The sequence below is a fragment of the Bacillus sp. FSL R5-0712 genome (genome assembly GCF_038593285.1).
Classification (GTDB): Bacteria; Bacillota; Bacilli; order Bacillales; family Bacillaceae; genus Bacillus; species Bacillus safensis.
The window spans coordinates 297,890-317,934 of sequence record NZ_CP151981.1; the positions used below are offsets into that span (position 1 = coordinate 297,890).

Annotated in this window: 17 protein-coding genes; 15 read left to right on the forward strand and 2 right to left on the reverse strand. The window is 42.9% G+C overall.

Features of this window, described 5'->3' with window-relative positions:
• The first annotated feature begins 63 nt into the window (after positions 1 to 63).
• From NSU11_RS01635 to NSU11_RS01665, 7 genes are all read left to right on the forward strand, one after another.
• A complete protein-coding gene (locus NSU11_RS01635) occupies positions 64 to 1,680 on the forward strand; it encodes a YceG family protein (protein WP_151863115.1) in 1,617 nt (538 codons plus the stop codon).
• Positions 1,681 to 1,694: 14 nt separating this feature from the next.
• Positions 1,695 to 2,789, forward strand: coding sequence for a toxic anion resistance protein (locus tag NSU11_RS01640; RefSeq protein ID WP_024427234.1), 1,095 nt, complete (start codon positions 1,695 to 1,697; stop codon positions 2,787 to 2,789).
• A gap of 399 nt (positions 2,790 to 3,188) precedes the next feature.
• Positions 3,189 to 4,454 (forward strand): glycine/proline betaine ABC transporter ATP-binding protein OpuAA, encoded by a 1,266-nt coding sequence (gene opuAA / locus NSU11_RS01645; RefSeq protein WP_024424349.1) that lies wholly within the window; start codon positions 3,189 to 3,191, stop codon positions 4,452 to 4,454.
• A gap of 10 nt (positions 4,455 to 4,464) precedes the next feature.
• Positions 4,465 to 5,310: a glycine/proline betaine ABC transporter permease subunit OpuAB gene (opuAB, locus tag NSU11_RS01650; protein WP_039182966.1), complete on the forward strand. Its 846-nt coding sequence runs from the start codon at positions 4,465 to 4,467 to the stop codon at positions 5,308 to 5,310.
• Complete coding sequence (locus NSU11_RS01655; RefSeq protein ID WP_044333560.1) at positions 5,310 to 6,191, forward strand: glycine betaine ABC transporter substrate-binding protein; 882 nt, start codon at positions 5,310 to 5,312, stop codon at positions 6,189 to 6,191. The genes opuAB and NSU11_RS01655 overlap by 1 nt, the downstream gene beginning before the upstream one ends.
• A 107-nt stretch (positions 6,192 to 6,298) precedes the next feature.
• Positions 6,299 to 7,051, forward strand: a complete 753-nt coding sequence (locus NSU11_RS01660) for an alpha/beta hydrolase (protein ID WP_073203679.1) — start codon at positions 6,299 to 6,301, stop codon at positions 7,049 to 7,051.
• A gap of 110 nt (positions 7,052 to 7,161) precedes the next feature.
• Complete coding sequence (locus NSU11_RS01665; RefSeq protein ID WP_151863116.1) at positions 7,162 to 7,884, forward strand: SDR family oxidoreductase; 723 nt, start codon at positions 7,162 to 7,164, stop codon at positions 7,882 to 7,884.
• A gap of 47 nt (positions 7,885 to 7,931) precedes the next feature.
• On the opposite strand, the gene NSU11_RS01670 is transcribed toward NSU11_RS01665, so the two are convergent.
• Positions 7,932 to 9,059: a M20 peptidase aminoacylase family protein gene (locus NSU11_RS01670; RefSeq protein ID WP_034623963.1), complete on the reverse strand. Its 1,128-nt coding sequence runs from the start codon at positions 9,057 to 9,059 to the stop codon at positions 7,932 to 7,934.
• A gap of 153 nt (positions 9,060 to 9,212) precedes the next feature.
• On the opposite strand from NSU11_RS01670, the gene NSU11_RS01675 reads away from it, so the two are divergent.
• The 3 genes from NSU11_RS01675 to NSU11_RS01685 all read left to right on the forward strand — a co-directional run bounded on the left by NSU11_RS01675 (position 9,213) and on the right by NSU11_RS01685 (position 13,478).
• The gene (locus NSU11_RS01675) at positions 9,213 to 10,643 is read left to right on the forward strand and encodes a YfcC family protein (RefSeq protein ID WP_024424344.1); all 1,431 of its coding nucleotides are present in this window, start codon (positions 9,213 to 9,215) and stop codon (positions 10,641 to 10,643) included.
• Positions 10,644 to 10,864: 221 nt separating this feature from the next.
• Positions 10,865 to 11,812 (forward strand): L-lactate dehydrogenase, encoded by a 948-nt coding sequence (locus NSU11_RS01680; RefSeq protein ID WP_122631524.1) that lies wholly within the window; start codon positions 10,865 to 10,867, stop codon positions 11,810 to 11,812.
• Between the two features lie 43 nt (positions 11,813 to 11,855).
• Entirely contained in the window at positions 11,856 to 13,478 is a 1,623-nt protein-coding gene (locus tag NSU11_RS01685) for an L-lactate permease (RefSeq protein ID WP_342493757.1), read from the forward strand.
• 49 nt (positions 13,479 to 13,527) lie between these two features.
• On the opposite strand, the gene NSU11_RS01690 is transcribed toward NSU11_RS01685, so the two are convergent.
• Positions 13,528 to 14,517: a LacI family DNA-binding transcriptional regulator gene (locus tag NSU11_RS01690; RefSeq protein ID WP_342493758.1), complete on the reverse strand. Its 990-nt coding sequence runs from the start codon at positions 14,515 to 14,517 to the stop codon at positions 13,528 to 13,530.
• Positions 14,518 to 14,626: 109 nt separating this feature from the next.
• On the opposite strand from NSU11_RS01690, the gene NSU11_RS01695 reads away from it, so the two are divergent.
• The 5 genes from NSU11_RS01695 to NSU11_RS01715 all read left to right on the forward strand — a co-directional run bounded on the left by NSU11_RS01695 (position 14,627) and on the right by NSU11_RS01715 (position 19,820).
• Positions 14,627 to 15,952, forward strand: a complete 1,326-nt coding sequence (locus tag NSU11_RS01695; protein ID WP_125587124.1) for a DegT/DnrJ/EryC1/StrS family aminotransferase — start codon at positions 14,627 to 14,629, stop codon at positions 15,950 to 15,952.
• On the forward strand, positions 15,927 to 16,793 hold the full coding sequence (locus tag NSU11_RS01700) for an HAD-IIB family hydrolase (protein WP_268487766.1): 867 nt from the start codon (positions 15,927 to 15,929) through the stop codon (positions 16,791 to 16,793). The genes NSU11_RS01695 and NSU11_RS01700 overlap by 26 nt, the downstream gene beginning before the upstream one ends.
• A complete protein-coding gene (locus NSU11_RS01705) occupies positions 16,790 to 17,836 on the forward strand; it encodes a Gfo/Idh/MocA family oxidoreductase (RefSeq protein WP_103132600.1) in 1,047 nt (348 codons plus the stop codon). Before NSU11_RS01700 ends, NSU11_RS01705 begins: the two co-directional genes overlap by 4 nt.
• A gap of 54 nt (positions 17,837 to 17,890) precedes the next feature.
• Positions 17,891 to 19,081: an MFS transporter gene (locus tag NSU11_RS01710; protein WP_342493759.1), complete on the forward strand. Its 1,191-nt coding sequence runs from the start codon at positions 17,891 to 17,893 to the stop codon at positions 19,079 to 19,081.
• A 109-nt stretch (positions 19,082 to 19,190) separates the two neighbouring features.
• The gene (locus NSU11_RS01715) at positions 19,191 to 19,820 is read left to right on the forward strand and encodes a LysE family translocator (RefSeq protein ID WP_048238152.1); all 630 of its coding nucleotides are present in this window, start codon (positions 19,191 to 19,193) and stop codon (positions 19,818 to 19,820) included.
• The last annotated feature ends 225 nt before the right edge of the window (positions 19,821 to 20,045 follow it).

Below are 20,045 nucleotides of genomic sequence, written 5' to 3' on the forward strand. Positions count from 1 at the left end.
AGAAGGCTGAATGATATGATAGTAGTAGCTTTCGAGAAAATATAGGAGAAAGGAAGGAGCGGCGTGAGTTATAAAGAAATCAATGTCACCCATACACGGGCGGAGCAGGAAGCCTGGAAAAATGTGCTGAAAAAGCCGCTCCCTGAAAGAGACGGTTATGTAAAGGACGAGCATATGTTGTCCTTGCCGCGTCTCGCCGCCCGGGTCCTTGGAACTCCGCATGATGCAACCGATTATTTTATTTATTTACATGAATTATACGAAACAGACGGCATGCATATTTTAAGTGAAACGCTCAATCGTCATATTGAGCCGGAGCATTTTCAAGCGCTGCAGCGCATTCATTTGATTAACCAAGAAGAAAAGGGATTGTCCGTGAATCGCTTTGTGGCTTTTTTAGATGGTGAACAGCTGATTGTACGCCATCCAAACGCTGTGATGAACCGGCATATCCGTCTTTCATTGATCAAGGTATTTGAGCATTTCAAGCAGCTGCACGAGGGTGGATTTCAGCATCCTGATTTCCGCCGGGTCCTGCTGGATGTCGTGAAGTTTTCAAATAATCATCTAGGTCCATGGCTGAAGGAAGTCAATATCGAAGAAAAAATGCCGGCTGTCATTTGGTATGGAGAGGCGAATAAAAGTCAGCTTTATTTTCTTTACTACGTCATGCTGATTGGCTGTGATGTTGTCCTATTTCATCCAGAAGGCAAGGATTCGTTCCGCGAATTAGATCCAGAAGAAAAGCTGACTTTTATTGATCAGTACCCGGGGACTTCAAAGCTTGAGCCGTTCCCTACTGAAAAGCCTGAGAGGAAATCAACGGTGGCGTACCGCTCGACAAGAGAGCTTGAAGAGGTGCTTCACACGGAAGATTCAATGCTGTATAAGCCGTGGCAATTCAGAGATCATACTCCTCATTCTATTACACTGAAGACCACGTATGATGAGCTGTTTTTAATTGCAAAGGAACGATCCTTTATCCGCCCGAATTTCAAAGCCGACCGGGACACGATACAGATTCCAAATCTCTTTGCGAAAATGATGGGTGTCACACGAGACAAACGTGAATACTGGGATCGCATTCACACGTTAATGGAAGGGAAAGAGACGAAGACCATTCGCCATTTTCCTTTTACGAAAGAAGTGACATCGAATTATCAATTTCATTATCAGCATGCACTTTCTTCTAATGGAGAGATTGATCCTGACTTATTAATGAAAAGCAATGTGTGGCAGTTTTCTCATCTATATGAGGGCACGCAGCGTGCGATAGCAGAGGCGATATCTCGAATCTGTCAGCATCCGAAGCTATTAAAAGAAGGCAATGAAACCGAATTAGATGTCCGTATTTATTTATTCAAGCAGGTTCTGCATTTAAGCCAGGATCTCATTGGACTGATTCAAACCTTTGATTACGCACAAACCGTACCGAAAGTGATTTTATACCATACGGAATATAATGGTGAGCTGACTCGTTCTGATGCGGCCGCCCTGATTTTCCTAAATGAAATGGGTGTGGATCTCTTCGTATATCATCCAGCGGGATATCAGTGTATCGAACGGTATATCGATGAACAATTATTTGATACCCATTGGCTTGATGAGATGGTCATGAACCAGGAGTTTAAAGAGCCGTCCATCGTTAGAAAGTTATTTCAATCCATTAAAAACCGATAAGGAGATCAAAGCTTATGACAAATACAAACGGAAATGACATCATTTCAATTGATAAAGAGGAAATCACGATTGAGAAGGCAGACGATATTCGCGTTCAGCTTCGAAATGAACCAGAAGTGCAAAATATTGCGAGACAGATCGATGCGAAAAATCAGCTGGAACTTCTTGAATACGGTAAACAGCCAGCCGTTGAAATCTCTAAGTTCTCTGATCGTATCCTTTCAATGATGCGTTCAACAAGTGTCACTGACTCAGGAACAATGCTGACGCAGCTTGGTAAGATTATGGATCGCTTTGATAAAAATGATTTTGACGAACCGAAGGGTGGTTTGTTGTCAAAAATCTTTAAGCGCGGCGGCAGCATGATCGAAAAGATTTTTAGTAAATATCAAACGCTCGGTGCAGAAATTGAAAAAATTAATGTGGAAATTAGTAAATATAAAGATGAAATGACCAAATCGACTGTGACGCTTGAAGAAATGTATGAGCATAACATTCAATACTATTTGGAGCTGGAAAAGTATGTCGTAGCCGGTCAAATGAAAATCGAAGAATTAAAACAATTGGTTCCTTCATATGAAGAAAAAGCAGCTAGTGGAAACCAGCTGGCACAAATGGAGCTTGATACGCTTCGTAATGGCATTCAAGCGCTTGAAGAGCGTGTGTATGACCTTGATATGGCACGAATGGTGGCGCTTCAAACGGCACCGCAAATCCGTTTGCTTCAGCGTGGGAATACGAAATTAATCGGTAAAATCAACTCTGCCTTCATCATCACGATTCCAATTTTCAAAAATGGGATCATTCAAGCTGTTACAGCGAAGAGACAAAAGCTTGTGGCTGATTCTATGAGTGAGCTGGATAGAAGAACAAATGAAATGCTGAAACGAAATGCTGAAAACATTTCAAGTCAAAGTGTGGAGATTGCCAAATTATCTGGCCGTCCAAGCATCGACATTGAAACGATCGAATCTTCCTTTAATACAATTGTACAAGGGATGAAAGAGACGAAACAGATTGAAGAAGAGAACAAGCGATTACGCGAAGATGGAACAAAACGTATGCTTGAGCTTCAAGATAATATTAAGCGGGCTGCCCTAGAGTCCTAAAAAAACAAGCTGTCTGTAACTAAAGTTGCAGGCAGTTTTTTTATGAATTTAAATAAAATTTGAGGAAAAAGGTTTTTATGTGACCATTTTCGGGTAAATCCTGTTAAGGGGAATGGTTCGCCCATGATTCAAAAAACCGCTATGACGAGGATTCGACTTATTTTTTAGCACAATTAGGAATTTCCAGTAAAATATTGTCTGATGAGAGGAAATACCCCGTAAAATATGTAGTTTATGAAGCATTCTATAGGATTTACGAGTAATACGGCGTATAAACTCTAATGACCAGACCTCTATATGGAATTCATACATATTGTGGGGAAATAAGCGAATTCTAAAGATTGTTCGCATCATAACGCTTATGTTACGGTTATAAAGATGCTAATTTGGAGGGAAAATATGAATTCTGAAGAGAGAAATATCAAAATCAAGATAAATAATGTATCTAAAATTTTCGGTAAAAATGCTAAAAAAGCATCTCAAATGCTTGAAAAAGGGAAAACAAAAAGAGAGATCCTAAAAGAGACCGGCGCAACAGTTGGTGTCAATCGAGCAAATTTTGATGTGTATGACGGCGAGATATTTGTCATCATGGGGCTATCAGGGAGCGGAAAGTCCACACTTGTGCGGATGCTAAACAGGTTAATCGAACCAACCTCCGGTGAAATATATATTGATGGGGATATGATAACAAATATGTCAAAGGATCAATTGCGTGAAGTCAGACGGAAAAAGATCAGCATGGTTTTCCAAAACTTCGCATTGTTCCCGCACCGTACAATTCTTGAGAACACTGAGTATGGTCTTGAATTGCAAGGTGTCGATAAAGAAGAGCGCAGACCAAAAGCGCTTGAATCTTTAAAGCTTGTTGGACTTGAAGGCTTTGAAGAGCAATATCCAAATCAATTAAGTGGTGGGATGCAGCAGCGTGTTGGATTGGCACGTGCGTTAGCAAATGACCCTGACATTTTATTAATGGATGAAGCATTCAGCGCACTAGATCCATTAATTCGTAAAGATATGCAGGATGAATTGCTTGAGCTTCATACATCTGTAGGAAAAACGATCATTTTCATTACCCATGATTTAGATGAGGCGCTTCGTATTGGTGACCGCATTGTACTCATGAAGGACGGAAATATCGTTCAAATCGGAACACCAGAAGAAATTCTGATGAACCCATCGAATGAATATGTTGAACGCTTCGTTGAAGATGTTGACCTTTCTAAAGTATTAACCGCTGGTCATATTATGAAACGTGCAGAAACAGTTCAGATTGATAAAGGGGCACGTGTTGCGCTTACGCTCATGAAAAACCTTGGGATTTCGTCTATCTATGCGGTAGATAAGAAAAAGCATTTATTAGGTGTCATTTCTGCCCAAGCAGCGAAGAAAGCAGCAGAAACGGGAGCGTCGCTTGAAACGGTTCTCGATAAAGAATTTACGACAGTGTTGGAATCTACGTATTTGACAGAGATCTTTGATGCGGTGTCTGATGCGAACATTCCGATTGCCGTTGTTGATGAGAAAAACAGAATGAAGGGCATTGTGGTCCGAGGTGCATTGATTGGTGCATTATCAGGAAATGATGAGTATATCAACATGTCTTCTAACAAGCTAGAGGAAATTAAAGCACAAGAGCCTTCTGCACAGGAGGTAGAATAAGATGTTTAGTATGAGTGATTTACCTAGAATTCCGTTTGCGGAATATATCGATCAATTTGTTGACTGGTTAACATTAACGTTTGGTGGTTTCTTTGATGGCATCACAAATGGATTAGCAGGAACAGTAAATGGGATTGTGGCTGCACTTGGCGTCATTCCATCCATTATTTTAACTCTTATTTTTGCCGGCATTGCTTGGTGGATCAGTACAAGAGGAGTTGCTCTTTTCACACTTATTGGATTTTTACTGATCGACTATTTAGGCTACTGGCATCCAATGCTTCAAACACTTGCACTCGTTTTGACCGCTGTGGTCATTTCCATTGTGATCGGGGTTCCGATCGGTATTTGGGCATCACAGAAGGAAACTGTGCGTAAAATAGTGACACCTATTTTAGATTTAATGCAGACAATGCCTGCATTCGTTTATCTATTACCAGCGATCTTCTTCTTTAATATTGGGGTTGTTCCTGGGGTTGTGGCATCGGTTATTTTCTCCATGCCGCCAACGATTCGTATGACCATTCTCGGTATTAAACAAGTACCAGCTGATTTAATTGAAGCTACTGAAGCATTTGGTTCAACGACATTCCAGCGTTTATTCAAAGTTCAGCTTCCACTTGCAACAAAAACCATCTTAGCTGGTATTAACCAAAGTATCATGCTGGCTCTATCAATGGTCGTCATTGCGGCAATGGTAGGTGCACCAGGACTTGGTTCAGAAGTATATAGTGCGGTAACGCAGCTGAAAACAGGTATTGGTTTTGAAGCAGGTATTGCCATTGTGATTGTGGCGATTACACTTGACCGTATTACCCAAAACATTAAAACGAAAAAAACCAGGGGGAATGCTTAATGTGGAAAAAGTCTCTCTACATTGGGATGACCGCCCTGCTTGTCTTTTTACTAGCCGCTTGCGGTGCGCAGACAGATTCAAATGCGAGTGCCGCACAGCAGGTGAATAAAACCATTATCGGAATCGATCCTGGTTCAGGGATTATGGCACTGACAGATCAAGCGAAAAAGGATTACGGCTTAGAGGATTGGACGGTTGTGTCTGCATCAAGTGCAGCCATGACGGCAACGCTCAAAAAATCTTACGACCGTAAAAAGCCAATCATCATCACTGGCTGGAATCCACACTGGATGTTTTCCCGCTATGATTTAAAATATTTAGATGATCCAAAAAAATCTTATGGTGAAGCGGAAGAAATTCATACGATTTCACGTAAAGGCTTTGCGAAGGATCAGCCGGAAGCAGCCAAAATGCTTAGTCAGTTTAAATGGTCTCAAGATGACATGGGCGAAGTCATGATTGATATCCAAGATGGTGTGAAACCAAAGGATGCCGCCTTAAAATATGTGAAAAAACATAAAGACCAAGTAGCGAAATGGACAAAAGGCGTGAAAAAGTCGAATGGTGGAAAAGTCAATCTGGCCTACGTTGCATGGGATAGTGAGATTGCAAGTACCAATGTTGCGGCAGAAGTATTGCGTGAACTCGGGTTTACGGTGACTTTGACTCAGGTTGAAGCAGGTCCAATGTGGACAGCAATTGCAACCGGAAGTGCGGATGCATCATTATCCGCTTGGCTGCCAAATACGCATAAAACGTATGCAGCGAAGTTTAAAGGAAAATATGATGACCTTGGTACAAGTATGAAAGGTCTTCGAATGGGGCTAGTTGTTCCGACATATATGAAGAACGTAAACTCCATTGAAGATTTGAAAAAATAGTCAATGATATAGTGGTTCCCTTATAATAGAAGGGAGCATGTTGAAAAAGCAGTCTGCTCAAAAAGCGGCTGCTTTTTTCTTATATAGAAGGATGGAGTTGTCGGGCAATGGATAAGTCAATTATGGTTTTTCTGCATGGTGGAGGAGTAAGCAGCTGGATGTGGCAGGAGCAGGTTGAAATATTGAAGGACACGTATGAATGCTTTGCCCCTGATCTCATTGGACATGGGACAAGAGCAAAAGAACAGATATTTTCAATGAATGAAAGCACCCGTGAAGTCATCTCATGGATCAAGGAAAATGCGAATGGCCGTCAAGTGATTCTGATTGGATTTTCTTTAGGTGCGCAGATTGCAGTTGATGTGTTATCAAGAGAGCCGGATATCGTAGACATAGCCGTCATCAATAGCGCCCTTGTGATGCCTTTGCCATGGCTCCATTTCATGGTGAGACCCCTCTTGCCCCTGACGTATCCATTATTAAAGAAAGATTGGTTTATCCAGCTCCAAGCCGAAAAGATGGGGCTCTCGCAACATGTACTGCATCATTATGCGGCGGAATCGAAACATCTGCAAAAGAAAACCCTTCTTACGATGTTTCAAGAAAACCTCCATTACAAGCTCCCTGACACGTTTCAACAAGCGAAGGCACGCATTCTTGTCACAGTGGGAGAAAAGGAAAAAGGCATCATGAAACGGTCAGCAAAAAAAATAACGAATTCACATCCGAAGGCAACAGGTGTCATCGTTCCCGGTATTGGACATACATTTACTTTTGAGAAGAAAGAACTTTTTACAGAAATGATCAAATGCTTTATAGAGGCACGTGCATTACCAGTTGAATTAAAGGAAATCCAGTAGCCGCGCCAATCAATAAGTGAAGACGAGCATAAAAGGGGCGCCAGTCTCTTTGAATCTGTATGATATAGGTATAAAACGCTTACAGTATGTGTGCCATAGAAGGAGGAGCTATGAGTAAAAACTATATCATATTCGGTGCAAGTCAAGGATTAGGAGATGCTTTTGTAAAGGGTCTCCCTTCAAGTGGAGATACAGTTTGGATTGTGTCGCGTAGTGAACCAAGCAGTTTGAGCATAGATGACGGTGTTCATAGAATTTGGCTGAAAATCGACTTATCAAGCCAAACGCATATCCCTTATATGCTTGAAGTACTTGAGAACAAGACGATTGATGTACTCATCTATAACGTCGGTTTATGGGAAAAACGAGGCTTTGAAGACGATTATTCCTTTGATCACGATCAGCCAGAGGATATTGCACATTTAATCAATGTGAATGTCACCTCAACCATTACATACATCCAGGCACTGCTTCCGCACGTAAGGAAATCAGAGAATGGGAAAATCATCGTGATTGGCTCAACGGCCGGACTCGACCATACAAACCTGCCGCAAGTCTCGTTTGTTGCATCTAAATTTGGCCTGCGCGGAATTGTGAATGCACTGAGAGAGCATGTGAGGAAAGATAAAATATCCGTCACCTGTATCAATCCAGGAGAGCTGGCGGCGGAGGTTCCGTATGAGGATGGAGCCGAAAAGGCCATCACTCTATATGATGAAACGAGAATCCCTGTCCAGGATATTGTGGAGCTTGCGAGATGTGTGATTCATTTATCAAGGGTATCTTGCGTAAAAGAAATCAACGTTCCCGCCATGGCAGATCTGAATGCATAATATAAAGCAGACCACCCGCTTGATGAGAAGGCGGGTGGCTTTTTCATTTATGATGAATGCTGCTGGAGTGTTTGATAGACAGCTTCGGTCAAAATCTCAATGCCGGTAAAGATTGCCGAGCGGTCAAAGGTCATATACGGATGATGAAGACCAGGCTTTAAATCACAGCCTAAACCGAGCATTGTGGATTTGATATGCGGAAGCTTTGCTGCATAAAAGTGAAAGTCCTCTCCACCTGTTGTGACAATCGGGGGATCAAGCTGCTCTTTACCTAAAACCTGTTCAATTGCATGAGACATGATCTGGACAGCTTCCTCATTTAAGGTGGCGGCAGGCAGACGATGGTCTGTTGAAAGTGTAATGGAAGCGCCAAAGGCATCCGCTACAGAATGAACTGCTCTTTCAATTTCTTTTTCTAGCTCATCCATTACTTCGTTTGTTTGCGCCCGTACATCTAATGTAAAAGAAGCTTTCCCTGGGATGATGTTTGAGCTGCCCCCGCCAGCATGTAAATTGGTCATTTTGACAGAATGCGCGACTCTTGGATCGACATGGATATGCGCGAGTCTCTGCACAAGAGTTGAAGCCACTTCTATTACGTTGACGCCAAGATGTGGGCGTGCGCCGTGCGCTTCCTCGCCAATAATGGTGCCGACGTAATGATTACTTGATCCGTGCAAAATAGCAGGAGCGCAGCGTCCGTTTAATGTTTCTTGAATTGGGCGCACATGTACGCCATATAAGTAATCGACATCTGCGAGCACACCTTTTTCAATCATTTTCAGCGCACCGCCGCCTCTTTCCTCAGCAGGCTGAAAGATGAAACGGATCGTGCCGTTCGGTCGTTCTTTTTCCTTTAATGCCATGAAGGTGCCAAGAGCCATTGTCATGTGTGCATCGTGGCCACATGAATGATTGGCTTGAAACTCACCATCTACTTCCTGCCAAAGTGCATCAATATCAGCTCTCACAGCGACCACTGGTGCGCCTTCTCCAATTTCACCAATCACCCCTGTACAGTCGTCAAATGTTTGAGTTTTGCAGCCCAATTTTTTCAATATATCTTCAATATAAGCGGTCGTTTCTGTTTCTTCCCAGCTGATTTCTGGGTGGGCATGCAAGTGTTCAAAGATGTCTGTCACGGTTTGTTTCATTTCGTTTGTCAAAGTTGTCATGAGAAGCCTCCTTGCTGACAGATAATCTGCCAAAACATTATTTTAATGAAATAATATTGCTCTTAAATATCAACAGTGTTTATAATATAACACATCATTTGATTATTCTGAAAATTAAGTGAAATTCCGATCGGGACAAAGGGGTTTTGACACATGAAAACAGCGACAGTATCAGCACCAGAGAAACAAAAACGAAAACTTCAAATGCCAGATGCGTATGTTCTCTTATTTATGATTGCACTGATTTGTACAATAGCAACGTATTTTGTACCAGCGGGTGAGTTTGACCGAAAGACATCTGGGGAGATCACAACAGCCGTTCCTGGCAGCTATCACCGTATTGATCAATCACCAGTGAGTCCAGTTGGCTTTTTTACAGCGATACAAGAAGGAATGGTAGGGTCCTCTTCTATTATTTTTCTGATTCTATTTACGGGCGGAACCATTGCCATTCTGGAGAAGACAGGTGCTATTAACGGGATGATTCACCATGTCATCAGCCGGTTTCAAACGAAGCAATTATTGTTTATTTGTATTGTTGGGGGATTATTTTCAGTCCTTGGAACGACCGGAATTGTCGTGAACTCTGTCATTGGATTTATTCCAATCGGCATCATTGTAGCACGATCCTTGAAATGGGATGCTGTAGCAGGAGCGGCTGTCATATACATCGGCTGTTATGCAGGATTTAACGCAACGATTTTATCTCCATCTCCATTAGGTTTATCACAAACGATTGCAGAGCTGCCGATCTTTTCCGGCATTGGCCTGCGTGTCATTATTTATCTTTGTTTTCTTATTTCTAGTATTGTGTACATCTATTTATATACAAGACGTCTGAAGAATAAAGAAAAGGGAAGCATTCTTGGCGATCAATGGTTTCCTGCTAAGGGGCTTGGCGGAGCCGATGCGGAATCTGTGGACAAGCCTGCATTTACTGGCAGACATAAGCTGATTTTAGCAGTGTGCGGATTGTCACTTGGAGGTTTCTTATATGGCGCACTTCAGCTTGGCTGGACCGATAAGGAAATGGCGGGTGTGTTCATTTTTATGGCTATCGCTGCTGGCCTGCTCGGCGGTTTAGCGGCCAATGATATTGCGAAAACGTTTATTATTGGGTGCCAAAGCCTTGTATACGGCGCACTTATTGTTGGGATGGCACGCTGTATTTCGGTCATTTTAGAAAACGGGAAGCTGCTTGATACAGTGGTCAACGGCTTGGCGAGTATGCTGACAGGCTTTAGTCCAATCGCTGGTGCGATCGGGATGTATATTGCGAGTGCGCTTCTTCACTTTTTGATTTCATCAGGATCAGGAGAGGCTGTTGTCTTTATCCCGATTCTTGCGCCGCTCGCTGATTTAATGGGCATCACAAGACAGGTAGCTGTAGAAGCAGTGATGCTTGGCGAAGGGGTAGTCAACTGTATCAATCCGACTTCTGGTGTATTGATGGCTGTGCTTGCTGCAAGTGGTATACCTTATGTAAAGTGGCTGCGTTTTATGGTGCCGCTTGCCCTCATTTGGTTTGTCATCGGTCTTGTATTTATTTGTATCGGGGTCATGATCAACTGGGGACCTTATTAAATATGTATGTAGGAAGCTGCCGACGAGCGTTTGGCAGCTTTTTTCTTGTGGAAATATGTATGGAGCCAGCGCTTTGAAAGCACAATAAATGTGTTCACAAATTCGCTACATATTTTTTTTGAGCAGTCCCCTTGCAAAAGTTTGTGAAATGTTGCACAATATGAATGTGAAATACTTCACATAATAAAAACAGCCTAGTTTTACTCAGGAGGATGAGATAAATGACAAACGAAAAAGTAAACAAAGTAGCCCTTATTGGAGCAGGTTTCGTCGGCAGCAGTTATGCCTTTACATTAATAAATCAAGCAATCACAGATGAATTGGTTGTCATCGATTTGAATCAAGACAAAGCAATGGGTGACGTGATGGATTTAAACCACGGAAAAGCATTTGCCCCGCATCCTGTGAATACATGGTATGGAGATTATGAGGATTGTAAGGATGCAGATATCGTCTGTATCTGTGCTGGTGCAAACCAAAAGCCAGGTGAAACAAGACTTGATCTTGTTGAGAAAAATTTAAATATATTTAAAGGCATTGTAGAAAACGTAATGAAAAGTGGATTTGATGGCATTTTCTTAGTTGCCACAAACCCAGTCGATATTTTGACATATGCGACTTGGAAATTCAGTGGACTTCCAAAAGAACGAGTGATTGGCAGTGGTACGACGCTTGATACGGCAAGATTTAGATACATGCTTAGTGAGTATTTTGAAGCAGCGGCACACAACGTGCATGCTTACATCATTGGCGAGCATGGAGATACAGAGCTTGCTGTTTGGAGTCATGCGAATATCGGAAGTGTACCAATTACAGAATTAATGAAGAGAAATGAGCAATACAAACAAGAAGACTTAGATGAAATCATGGAAAATGTTCGTCATGCCGCTTACCAAATCATTGAGAAAAAAGGCGCCACTTATTACGGCGTAGCAATGAGTTTAGCCCGCATTACAAGAGCGATCCTGCACAATGAAAACAGCATTTTAACTGTCAGCACTTACTTAGATGGAGAGTACGGAGCAGAAGATGTCTACATTGGTGTACCAGCCCTTGTGAATCGAAATGGTGCAACAGAAGTGATGGAGCTTGCTCTGGATGATACGGAGAAAGAAAAATTTGCACACAGTGTAAATGTGTTAAAAGAGATTTTGGCTCCTCATTTTTAATCAATCAAAAGCAACCTATCTGAGCAGAAAAGGATGAATCACTATGTGGCAGCAAATATATGATCCGTTTGGTAATGAATTCGTCAGTGCATTGGTGGCAATGCTTCCAATCTTGTTTTTCCTTCTTGCATTAACCGTTTTTAAGCTAAAAGGTGTTTTAGCCGCTTGTTTTACCTTAATCGTCAGTTTTGTAACAGCTGTTTTCTTCTTTCATATGCCAGTTGAAAAAGCATTATCTGCTGTGCTGCTCGGTATATCTAATGGGCTGTGGCCGATTGGATATATCGTCATCATGGCGGTATGGCTCTATAAAATTGCCGTGAAATCTGGTAAGTTCGATATCATTCGATCTAGTATTGCAGGAATCTCTCAAGATCAACGTCTTCAGCTCTTATTAATTGGTTTTAGTTTTAACGCATTTTTAGAGGGAGCTGCTGGGTTTGGTGTACCGATTGCGATCAGTGCCGCTCTCTTAACAGAGCTTGGGTTTAAACCGCTGAAAGCTGCGATGCTCTGCTTAATTGCCAATGCTGCGTCTGGTGCATTTGGTGCTGTAGGCATTCCAGTGATTACAGGGGCGCAAATGGGCAATATGACGCCGCTTGCGTTATCTCAAACCCTTGTATATACGATCCCATTTATTTCATTCTGTATTCCGTTTCTCCTCATTCTGATTGTAGATGGATTGAAAGGGATCAAAGAAACTCTGCCAGCCTTGCTTGTTGTGAGTGGTACCTATGCTATTTTGCAAGCTGTCACAATGGTGACGATGGGTCCTGAGCTTGCCAATATTATTTCTGCCTTAGCAAGTATGGGAGTTTTGGCTTTATTTCTTCGGAAATGGCAGCCAAAACACATTTATCGTGAAGAAGGAGCGCCAGATATTGAACAGAAACAAACGTATCGCGGCGTTGAAATACTGAAAGCATGGTCTCCGTTCTATATTTTAACTGCTGTTATTACGGTATGGAGTCTGCCGGCATTTAAAGCATTGTTTGCTGTAGGAGGACCGCTTAACTGGACGACCATTTTAGTGAAAATGCCATTTTTACATCAGCAAATTGTGAAATTACCACCAATTGCACAAACGGAAACACCTATTGATGCGATCTTTAAAATTGATGTCATCAGTGCAACGGGGACCGCCATTCTGATTGCGGTCATGCTGACAGGGCTGTTTAGCAGACATATTACATTAACAGAAGGCGCTGTCTGCTTAAAAGCAGCGGTGAAAGAGCTTTGGGTTCCTGTTCTTACTATTTGTTTTGTTATGGGCTTTGCCAACCTGGCGAACTTTGCTGGACTAAGTTCAGCGATTGGACTTGCTCTTGCCAAAACGGGCGATTTGTTCCCGCTTGTCAGCCCGGTGCTTGGCTGGATCGGCGTGTTTATTACGGGGTCTGTCGTGAGTAACAACGCCTTATTCGGTAACCTTCAAGCGGTCACTGCTTCTCAAATCGGTTCACAGGCAGGTTTGTTAATTGGGGCGAATACGACCGGTGGTGTGATGGCGAAATTAATTTCTCCACAATCAATCGCTATCGCTACAGCAGCTGTTGGAGAAACAGGGAAAGAGTCTGAGCTCTTCAAAAAGACCGTGAAGTACAGCTTCATCCTGCTCGGTATTGTATGTATATGGACATTCATTCTTGCTCAATTTGTATAGGTTGATAGATAGGTATAAAAAAGACTGAGATCTCTCTCAGTCTTTTTCTTTATGTAGATTCTCTTGTCACGAGCCGGGTAGGCAGCTGGATATGTTCGCGCTGTAATGGTTTTTGATCTTGAAGGAGTGCGATCATTTGCTGTACAGACCGCTGGCCAAGCTCTACGATCGGTATGTCAATCGTGGTGATCGTTGGAGCTGTCACCTCACATATGTCTTGGTTATCATAGCCGATGACCGCTAAATCCTCGGGGATTTGATAGCCATATGAAATGGCCTGTTTAATGAGCCCTGCTGCGACTTGATCATTGCCGGTGAAAATGGCATCAGGCGCATTCTTCATGTGATGGATGACATCCATTAAGCGAAAGCCGTCTTCAATGGTAAAGGCTTCTCCAAACAGCCAATCATCTTGCAGCGGCAAACCGTGAGCAGAAAGTGCATCAAGATAGCCCTGTTTCCTTTGTTTCTGCGCTTCACTGCTTTCTGTATCAAAGCAAAACCCAATCGATTTTCGCCCCGACCGAATCAAGTAGTCGACCGCTTTATAGGCGGCTTCCCGTTCATCGTATCCGATAATCGGGATGTTTGCTGTTTGATGATATTCATTAGCCATGACAATGGGGCCGTTCGTTAAATATGGCTCGATCTTTTCCCACTGATTTTCTAATGCCCCCAATATGACCCCATCTACTTCTTTTCTTTTTAATAATTGAAGCCCTTCAAGCTCTAATGCTTCTTGATAAAACGTCTGGAGCACGATGGTTTTATATCCTTGATCCAGTGCTTCCTTTGAAATGCCTTTAATCAATTGTGCAAAAAAAGGATGGTCCACAGCTGGAACAGACACAGCAATGGTTTTTGTCTGATGTGACCTTAGTGTGCGGGCTGCTGAACTCGGTGTATATTCCATTTCTTTCATCACCTGTAAAATGAGCTGCCGTTTTTCTTCTGACACATATGGGTGATGGTTTAGCACTCTGGAAACGGTGGTGGTTGAAACCCCGCAGCGTTTGGCAATTTCATAAATTGTACACATATTAACAAATCCTTTACACAAAGTTATTGTTCTGAAATCGATAACATCATTTACAATGTGAAACAAGTTAAATATTAACAAAAGGAATTGATTAATTGGAGGGAATGGAATGCAAATATTGACGAAGATATCAGGTAAAAGCAAGGATTATCTTCCTTTGCTGGATATGATCAATCAAGGTGTTCAAGTTAAGGCCGATTCAGTTGAAAAGCATCTAGCAAATGAAAAGCTGGTAACGTTCCTTGAGCAAGATATAGAGCGCACAGGTTTGGAAAAAATTCTCTTCCATTATAAACAAAATAAGGAAAAAAAGATACCGTTTCTGCCAGTTGACAAACTGATTTCAGAAGATGAAATCGATGATATTATGCAGGTGCTGAAGGAAGTATTGAGCTCTGGCCGTTTTACTTCAGGGCCATATATTCCGACATTTGAAAAGGCGATTGCTGAGTATTTAGGGAAAAAATATGTCATTGCCACGTCAAGTGGAACAGATGCATTGATGATCAGTCTCATATCAGCAGGCGTCCATCCAGGAGACGAGGTGATTTTGCCGGCCAATAGCTTTGCTGCAACAGAAAATGCAGTGCTTGCCATTGGGGCTGTTCCGGTATATGCCGATATTGATCCTGAAACCTACTGCCTCTCACCGAGTGAAATAGAGAAGCATATCACAGATAAAACGGTATGCATTCTACCGGTTCATTTATATGGAAAGCAAGCGGATATGAAGGAGATTTCGGCGATTGCGAAACAGCATGGGCTGAAAATCATTGAAGACGGCTGTCAGGCGATTGGCAGCAGCGGCCTTGGCGCTTATGGAGATGGACTTGTTCTCAGCTTTAATCCATACAAAAACCTTGGGGTCTGCGGAAAGGCAGGAGCCATCGCTACAAATGATGAGGCCTTAGCGGAAAAATGCATGGAGATCAGCTATCACGGCTTTGAAGCTGGAAAGAAAAATGTCAAACGCAGTGACTACGGCTTTAATTCGAAAATTGATAATTTGCAGGCAGCGATTGGACTCGAACGAATGAAGTATTTAGGACTGCAAAATTTCAAACGTTTTTACTTAGCCAAGCGATACATTGAACAGCTGCAAACGCTTGAGGATGAAGGATATATGAAGCTCCCGACGCTGACAGATGATCATGTATGGCATCTATTCCCGATTAGAGTGCTGAAGGGAGAACGAGATGAACTGGCAGCGAAATTGCTGGAAATGGGCATAGAGACGGATGTCTATTACCCGGTTCTATCGCATCAGCATCAAACAAATCTTGTTTCTCAAAAATATAGACAAACGACACTTCCACACACGGAAAAAGCAGCGCAGCAATTACTACACTTGCCGCTTTATCCAGGAATGCCGCTGCAAGATCAGGAGAAGGTCATCGAGGGGGTTCATCATGTTATCAAGTCTTCCATTCAATAAAAAACTGCTGAATCTGCCGAAGAATCCGCAGTGGATCGTCTTCTGTGATTTTGATGAAACGTATTATTCTCACGGAATGACAGAGGAGCAGAGAGAGGATGTCAAGCGGCTGGAAGCCTTTGTAGCAGAAAAGAGTGAAGCGGGACAGCTCTTGCTGGGCTGGGTGACGGGAAGCAGCCTCGATTCTGTCACGAGCAAAATGGAAAAAGGCGGGTTTCATCAATTCCCGCATTTCATTGCGTCGAACTTAGGGACTGAGATTGTATATACGTCGGATGCCGATTTTGGACAGCCAGATGCAGAGTGGATGAAGCGGCTGGATGCACAGGGCTTTTCAGATGAAAAAATCGAAGACATCCTGGAAACCATCCGAGAAAAGGGCATTTCTCTTAGACCGCAAACGCAGCTGGGCAGTTCAGGGTATAAGAAGAATTTCTATTATCAGGAGCAGGATGAACGGACAGATCTTTATCATCTATCATTTATCCAAACACTGGCTAAAGAGCGAGGCGTGGCAGTCAACATCAATAAATGCAACCCGCTTGCTGGAGATCCTGCGGATTGCTATGATGTCGATTTTTTACCAGTCGGAACAGGGAAGGATGAAATTGTCCGTTTTATGCTGAACCAATATGATTTATCGAAAGATCAAGGCTTTGCCTTTGGTGATAGCGGGAACGATTTGCGGATGCTTCAATCCGTCACACACGGCTTCCTTGTCCAAAATGCGACAGCCGAAGCCAAACGGCACCATCACCAAATTTGTCATCATGGGTATGCAAAAGGAATCTATGAAACACTGAAAACAGTGATGTATAAACATGAGGAGGCACATTCATGAAGAAAATTGGAATTGTTGGAGCAGGGAATATTGCAAAAGCACATGCAAGAGCATTATCAACGATCAAAGGTGCAGAATTATCCGGTGTCTATGATTTGCATGAGTCGGTCGCACAGGGATTCATTAAACAGTACGGCGGACGTGTGTATTCAAGTATCGGGACACTGGCAGATGCATCTGATGGATTGATCATTGCATCCCCTAATTTTTGTCACAAGGACCATGCCCTTCAGTCGCTAAGAGCAGGACAGCCGATTTTATGTGAAAAACCGATGGCTGTGTCGTTGAAGGAAGCGAAGGAAATGGTGGAGACAGCCAAACAGTTCCAAGTTCAAGCCAGTATGGGCTTTAACTATCGTTATTTATCCTTTGTGAATATATTGAAAAACTTGATTGCCAACGGTGAATTAGGCCGCATTTTGACCGTCAGAACTCATTTTAAGAAAAACAGTGCCCTTAGAAGAAAGACTTTTTCATGGAGAGACAGCGGTGAAAGTCTGCGTACGAGCGGTGCACTAGGGGATCTTGGCATTCATTTGATTGATATGCTGTGGTACTTATTTGGCAGTGAAATGAAGAAAGAATCACTTAACACCAAGATGCTGACACATGTAAAGGAAAAAGAAGAGAAAAAGGTTCAGGTGGATGATCATACCGAAATTTTTGGGCAGATGGAGAATCAAGTGTTCTTTCATTTGGTGACATCCAAAAGCACGCAGCCTGAGGAATGTGGATTTAGTGTAGAAGTCGTTGGTCATGACAAGGTATTCAAATACCATACGAACATGAAAAACGAATATGAGATCAGTGATGGATTGTGTGTGGAGCGTCATCAAATGCCGCAAACTTTGCTGACAGATCCGCCAAATGAATTTTACGGATGGTCCGATACATTCCGCGATCAGCTGATGCATTGGGTGAATACTGATCCATACCCATCTCATATGAAGGTCGCTGATTTTGAAGATGGTTATCGCGCTCAGGCTGCGCTCAATACATGCTTTGAAAGGGAAGAGGCAGTTGTCTCTGCCCAGGCATATTAAAGAGGTGGAGCGGAGGATATCATGACTCCGCTCCTTTTTAGAGGAAGTGAAAAGATGAAAAAGGTATTTTATTTTGGCTGTGTCTTTTATTTTTTTATTGGGACCATTCATGTATTTTTTGGCAGCTTAACACCTTATTTGCTGTCTAGTTACGATAAAGGCCCCGGGGAATTATCATCTTTAATTTTTTTTCAGTTTATTGGTTTTTTGACAGGCGTTCTGTTATCCCCCATTTTAGTGAGAAAAAAAGGTTATGGCGCTGTGCTGACGATGGGTCTTTTGCTGATGATCGGCTCACTTCTGCTGGGGCTGTTGGTGCCGGGCTGGACAACGCTTGTGCTGGCAGGTTTTTTTCTTGGGAGCGGCGCTGGCAGTCTTGAGACAACAGCCGGTGCGTATGTCATTTCGATGGCTAATAGTGCAAAGCGAATCAGTATTATGGAAGTCTTTTTTGGATTAGGTGCGCTGTTATTTCCGCTAGTGATTCTGCTGACTGTCACAGAACAGACATGGCAGTATGTGTTTTTATTTCAGGTGGGTGCGCTGACATTTTTCCTCATGCTCTGGCTGGTTTTTATGAACAAACTGCCTCATGGACAGATGGATGCTCCCTCCACAGGGGGGACGCGGAAACCGTCTTTACTTGTTGATCGAAATAATCGAATGATTGTGGTGATCATGATTTGCTTTGCCTTTTTCTACGCAGGGATTGAAACGAACTTTGCGAATTTTTTGCCGTCGATCATGCTGGAAAAAGGGGGAGAAAATTGGGGACTCTTTGCGGTCTCTACTTTCTGGACAGCGATCGTCATCGGCAGAACCGTGATCGCGAGAAAAGCTGATCAGCTGCATCCGCTGCGTTTTTTAAAGCTAAGTGCATCACTGATGATTTTGCTGCTTGTGATATTCGCTCTGACAACCCACATTACCGCGCAGCTGATTCTCATCTTTTTCATCGGCCTTTGCGCAGCTGGCATGTTCCCAATCGCCCTGACAGCGTCTGCCTTAATGATTGAAAATGCCATTGATGAGGCGACAAGTTATTTTATTGCAGCCGCGAGCTTAGGAGGAGCCTGCTTGTCCTTTTTGATTGGATTTAGTCTGGAATGGGCAGGAGCGGCTAGTGCCGTCTTTGTATTTGCTTTCTTAGCTGTTCTTCTGTTCGCAGCTGCGATTCAAATGAATCGTTCTAAGAAAAAAGAAACGGTACACGCGCAGCAGTCGGCACTGAAAGCAGATCGCTAAGCGGATGACCCAGCGGCTGGTCCACCTGAAATGATGACAAAGGACTTGTACTAAAACGCAGAAAGTTTGAATAACATGTACAAGTCAGCATCAAAAGGAGGACGTCTATGTGGCGGTGTTTTTTGGTTATATCTTTTTAGGGTTGTCACTTTCAGCGCCTGTTGGGCCAGTCAATGCAGCCCAAATCGACAGAGGGATTAAAAGTGGATTTTGGCATGCGTGGATTTTTGGTGTGGGAGCTATGGCTGCGGATATTGTCTATATGCTTCTCATCTATTTTGGTGTCGCCCAGCTTTTGACTGCACCTCTTGTAAAAACCTTTTTGTGGCTGTTCGGCTTTTTCGTTCTGACCTATACCGGCATTGAAAGTCTGCGTAAAATCAATTTACAGGAGAGTCCGAAAAAGGATAGCGGAAACACATCAGTTGGCCATTCGTTCATGACCGGATTTTTCATTTCTTTATCTAATCCGCTCAGTATTTTGTTTTGGCTTGGCATCTATGGCAGCATTTTAGCCAATACGATCGAAAAGTATGGAGCTTCCCAAATGCTCATGTACAGTGTGGCTATTTTTATCGGCATGCTGATCTGGGATTTCTGTATGGCGCTGCTTGCTAGTTCGTTTAGGCGTTATTTAAGTGAACGTGTGTTACATGGTTTATCCGTTCTGGCAGGTCTATCTTTACTTGGTTTCGGCGCCTATTTTGGGTATCAAGGGATTATGGCGTTGATTGGGTAGAAAAACAGACTGACACATTCAGTCTGTTTCAGCGTGTAGACAAACCCTCGCATTCGGTGTCAGGTCTGCGCTCCGGTGCTCACGAATGTCAAATTCGCTCCGCTCCGATGCTCGTCCTTCCTATGGCCGCAAAGGTTTTCTATCACGCTGAAAAGAAGACAAAGGGCTAAAATTAAAAATCATTTTAGCCCTTTGTCAGTAATCTGAAGCAGACTGACACATTCA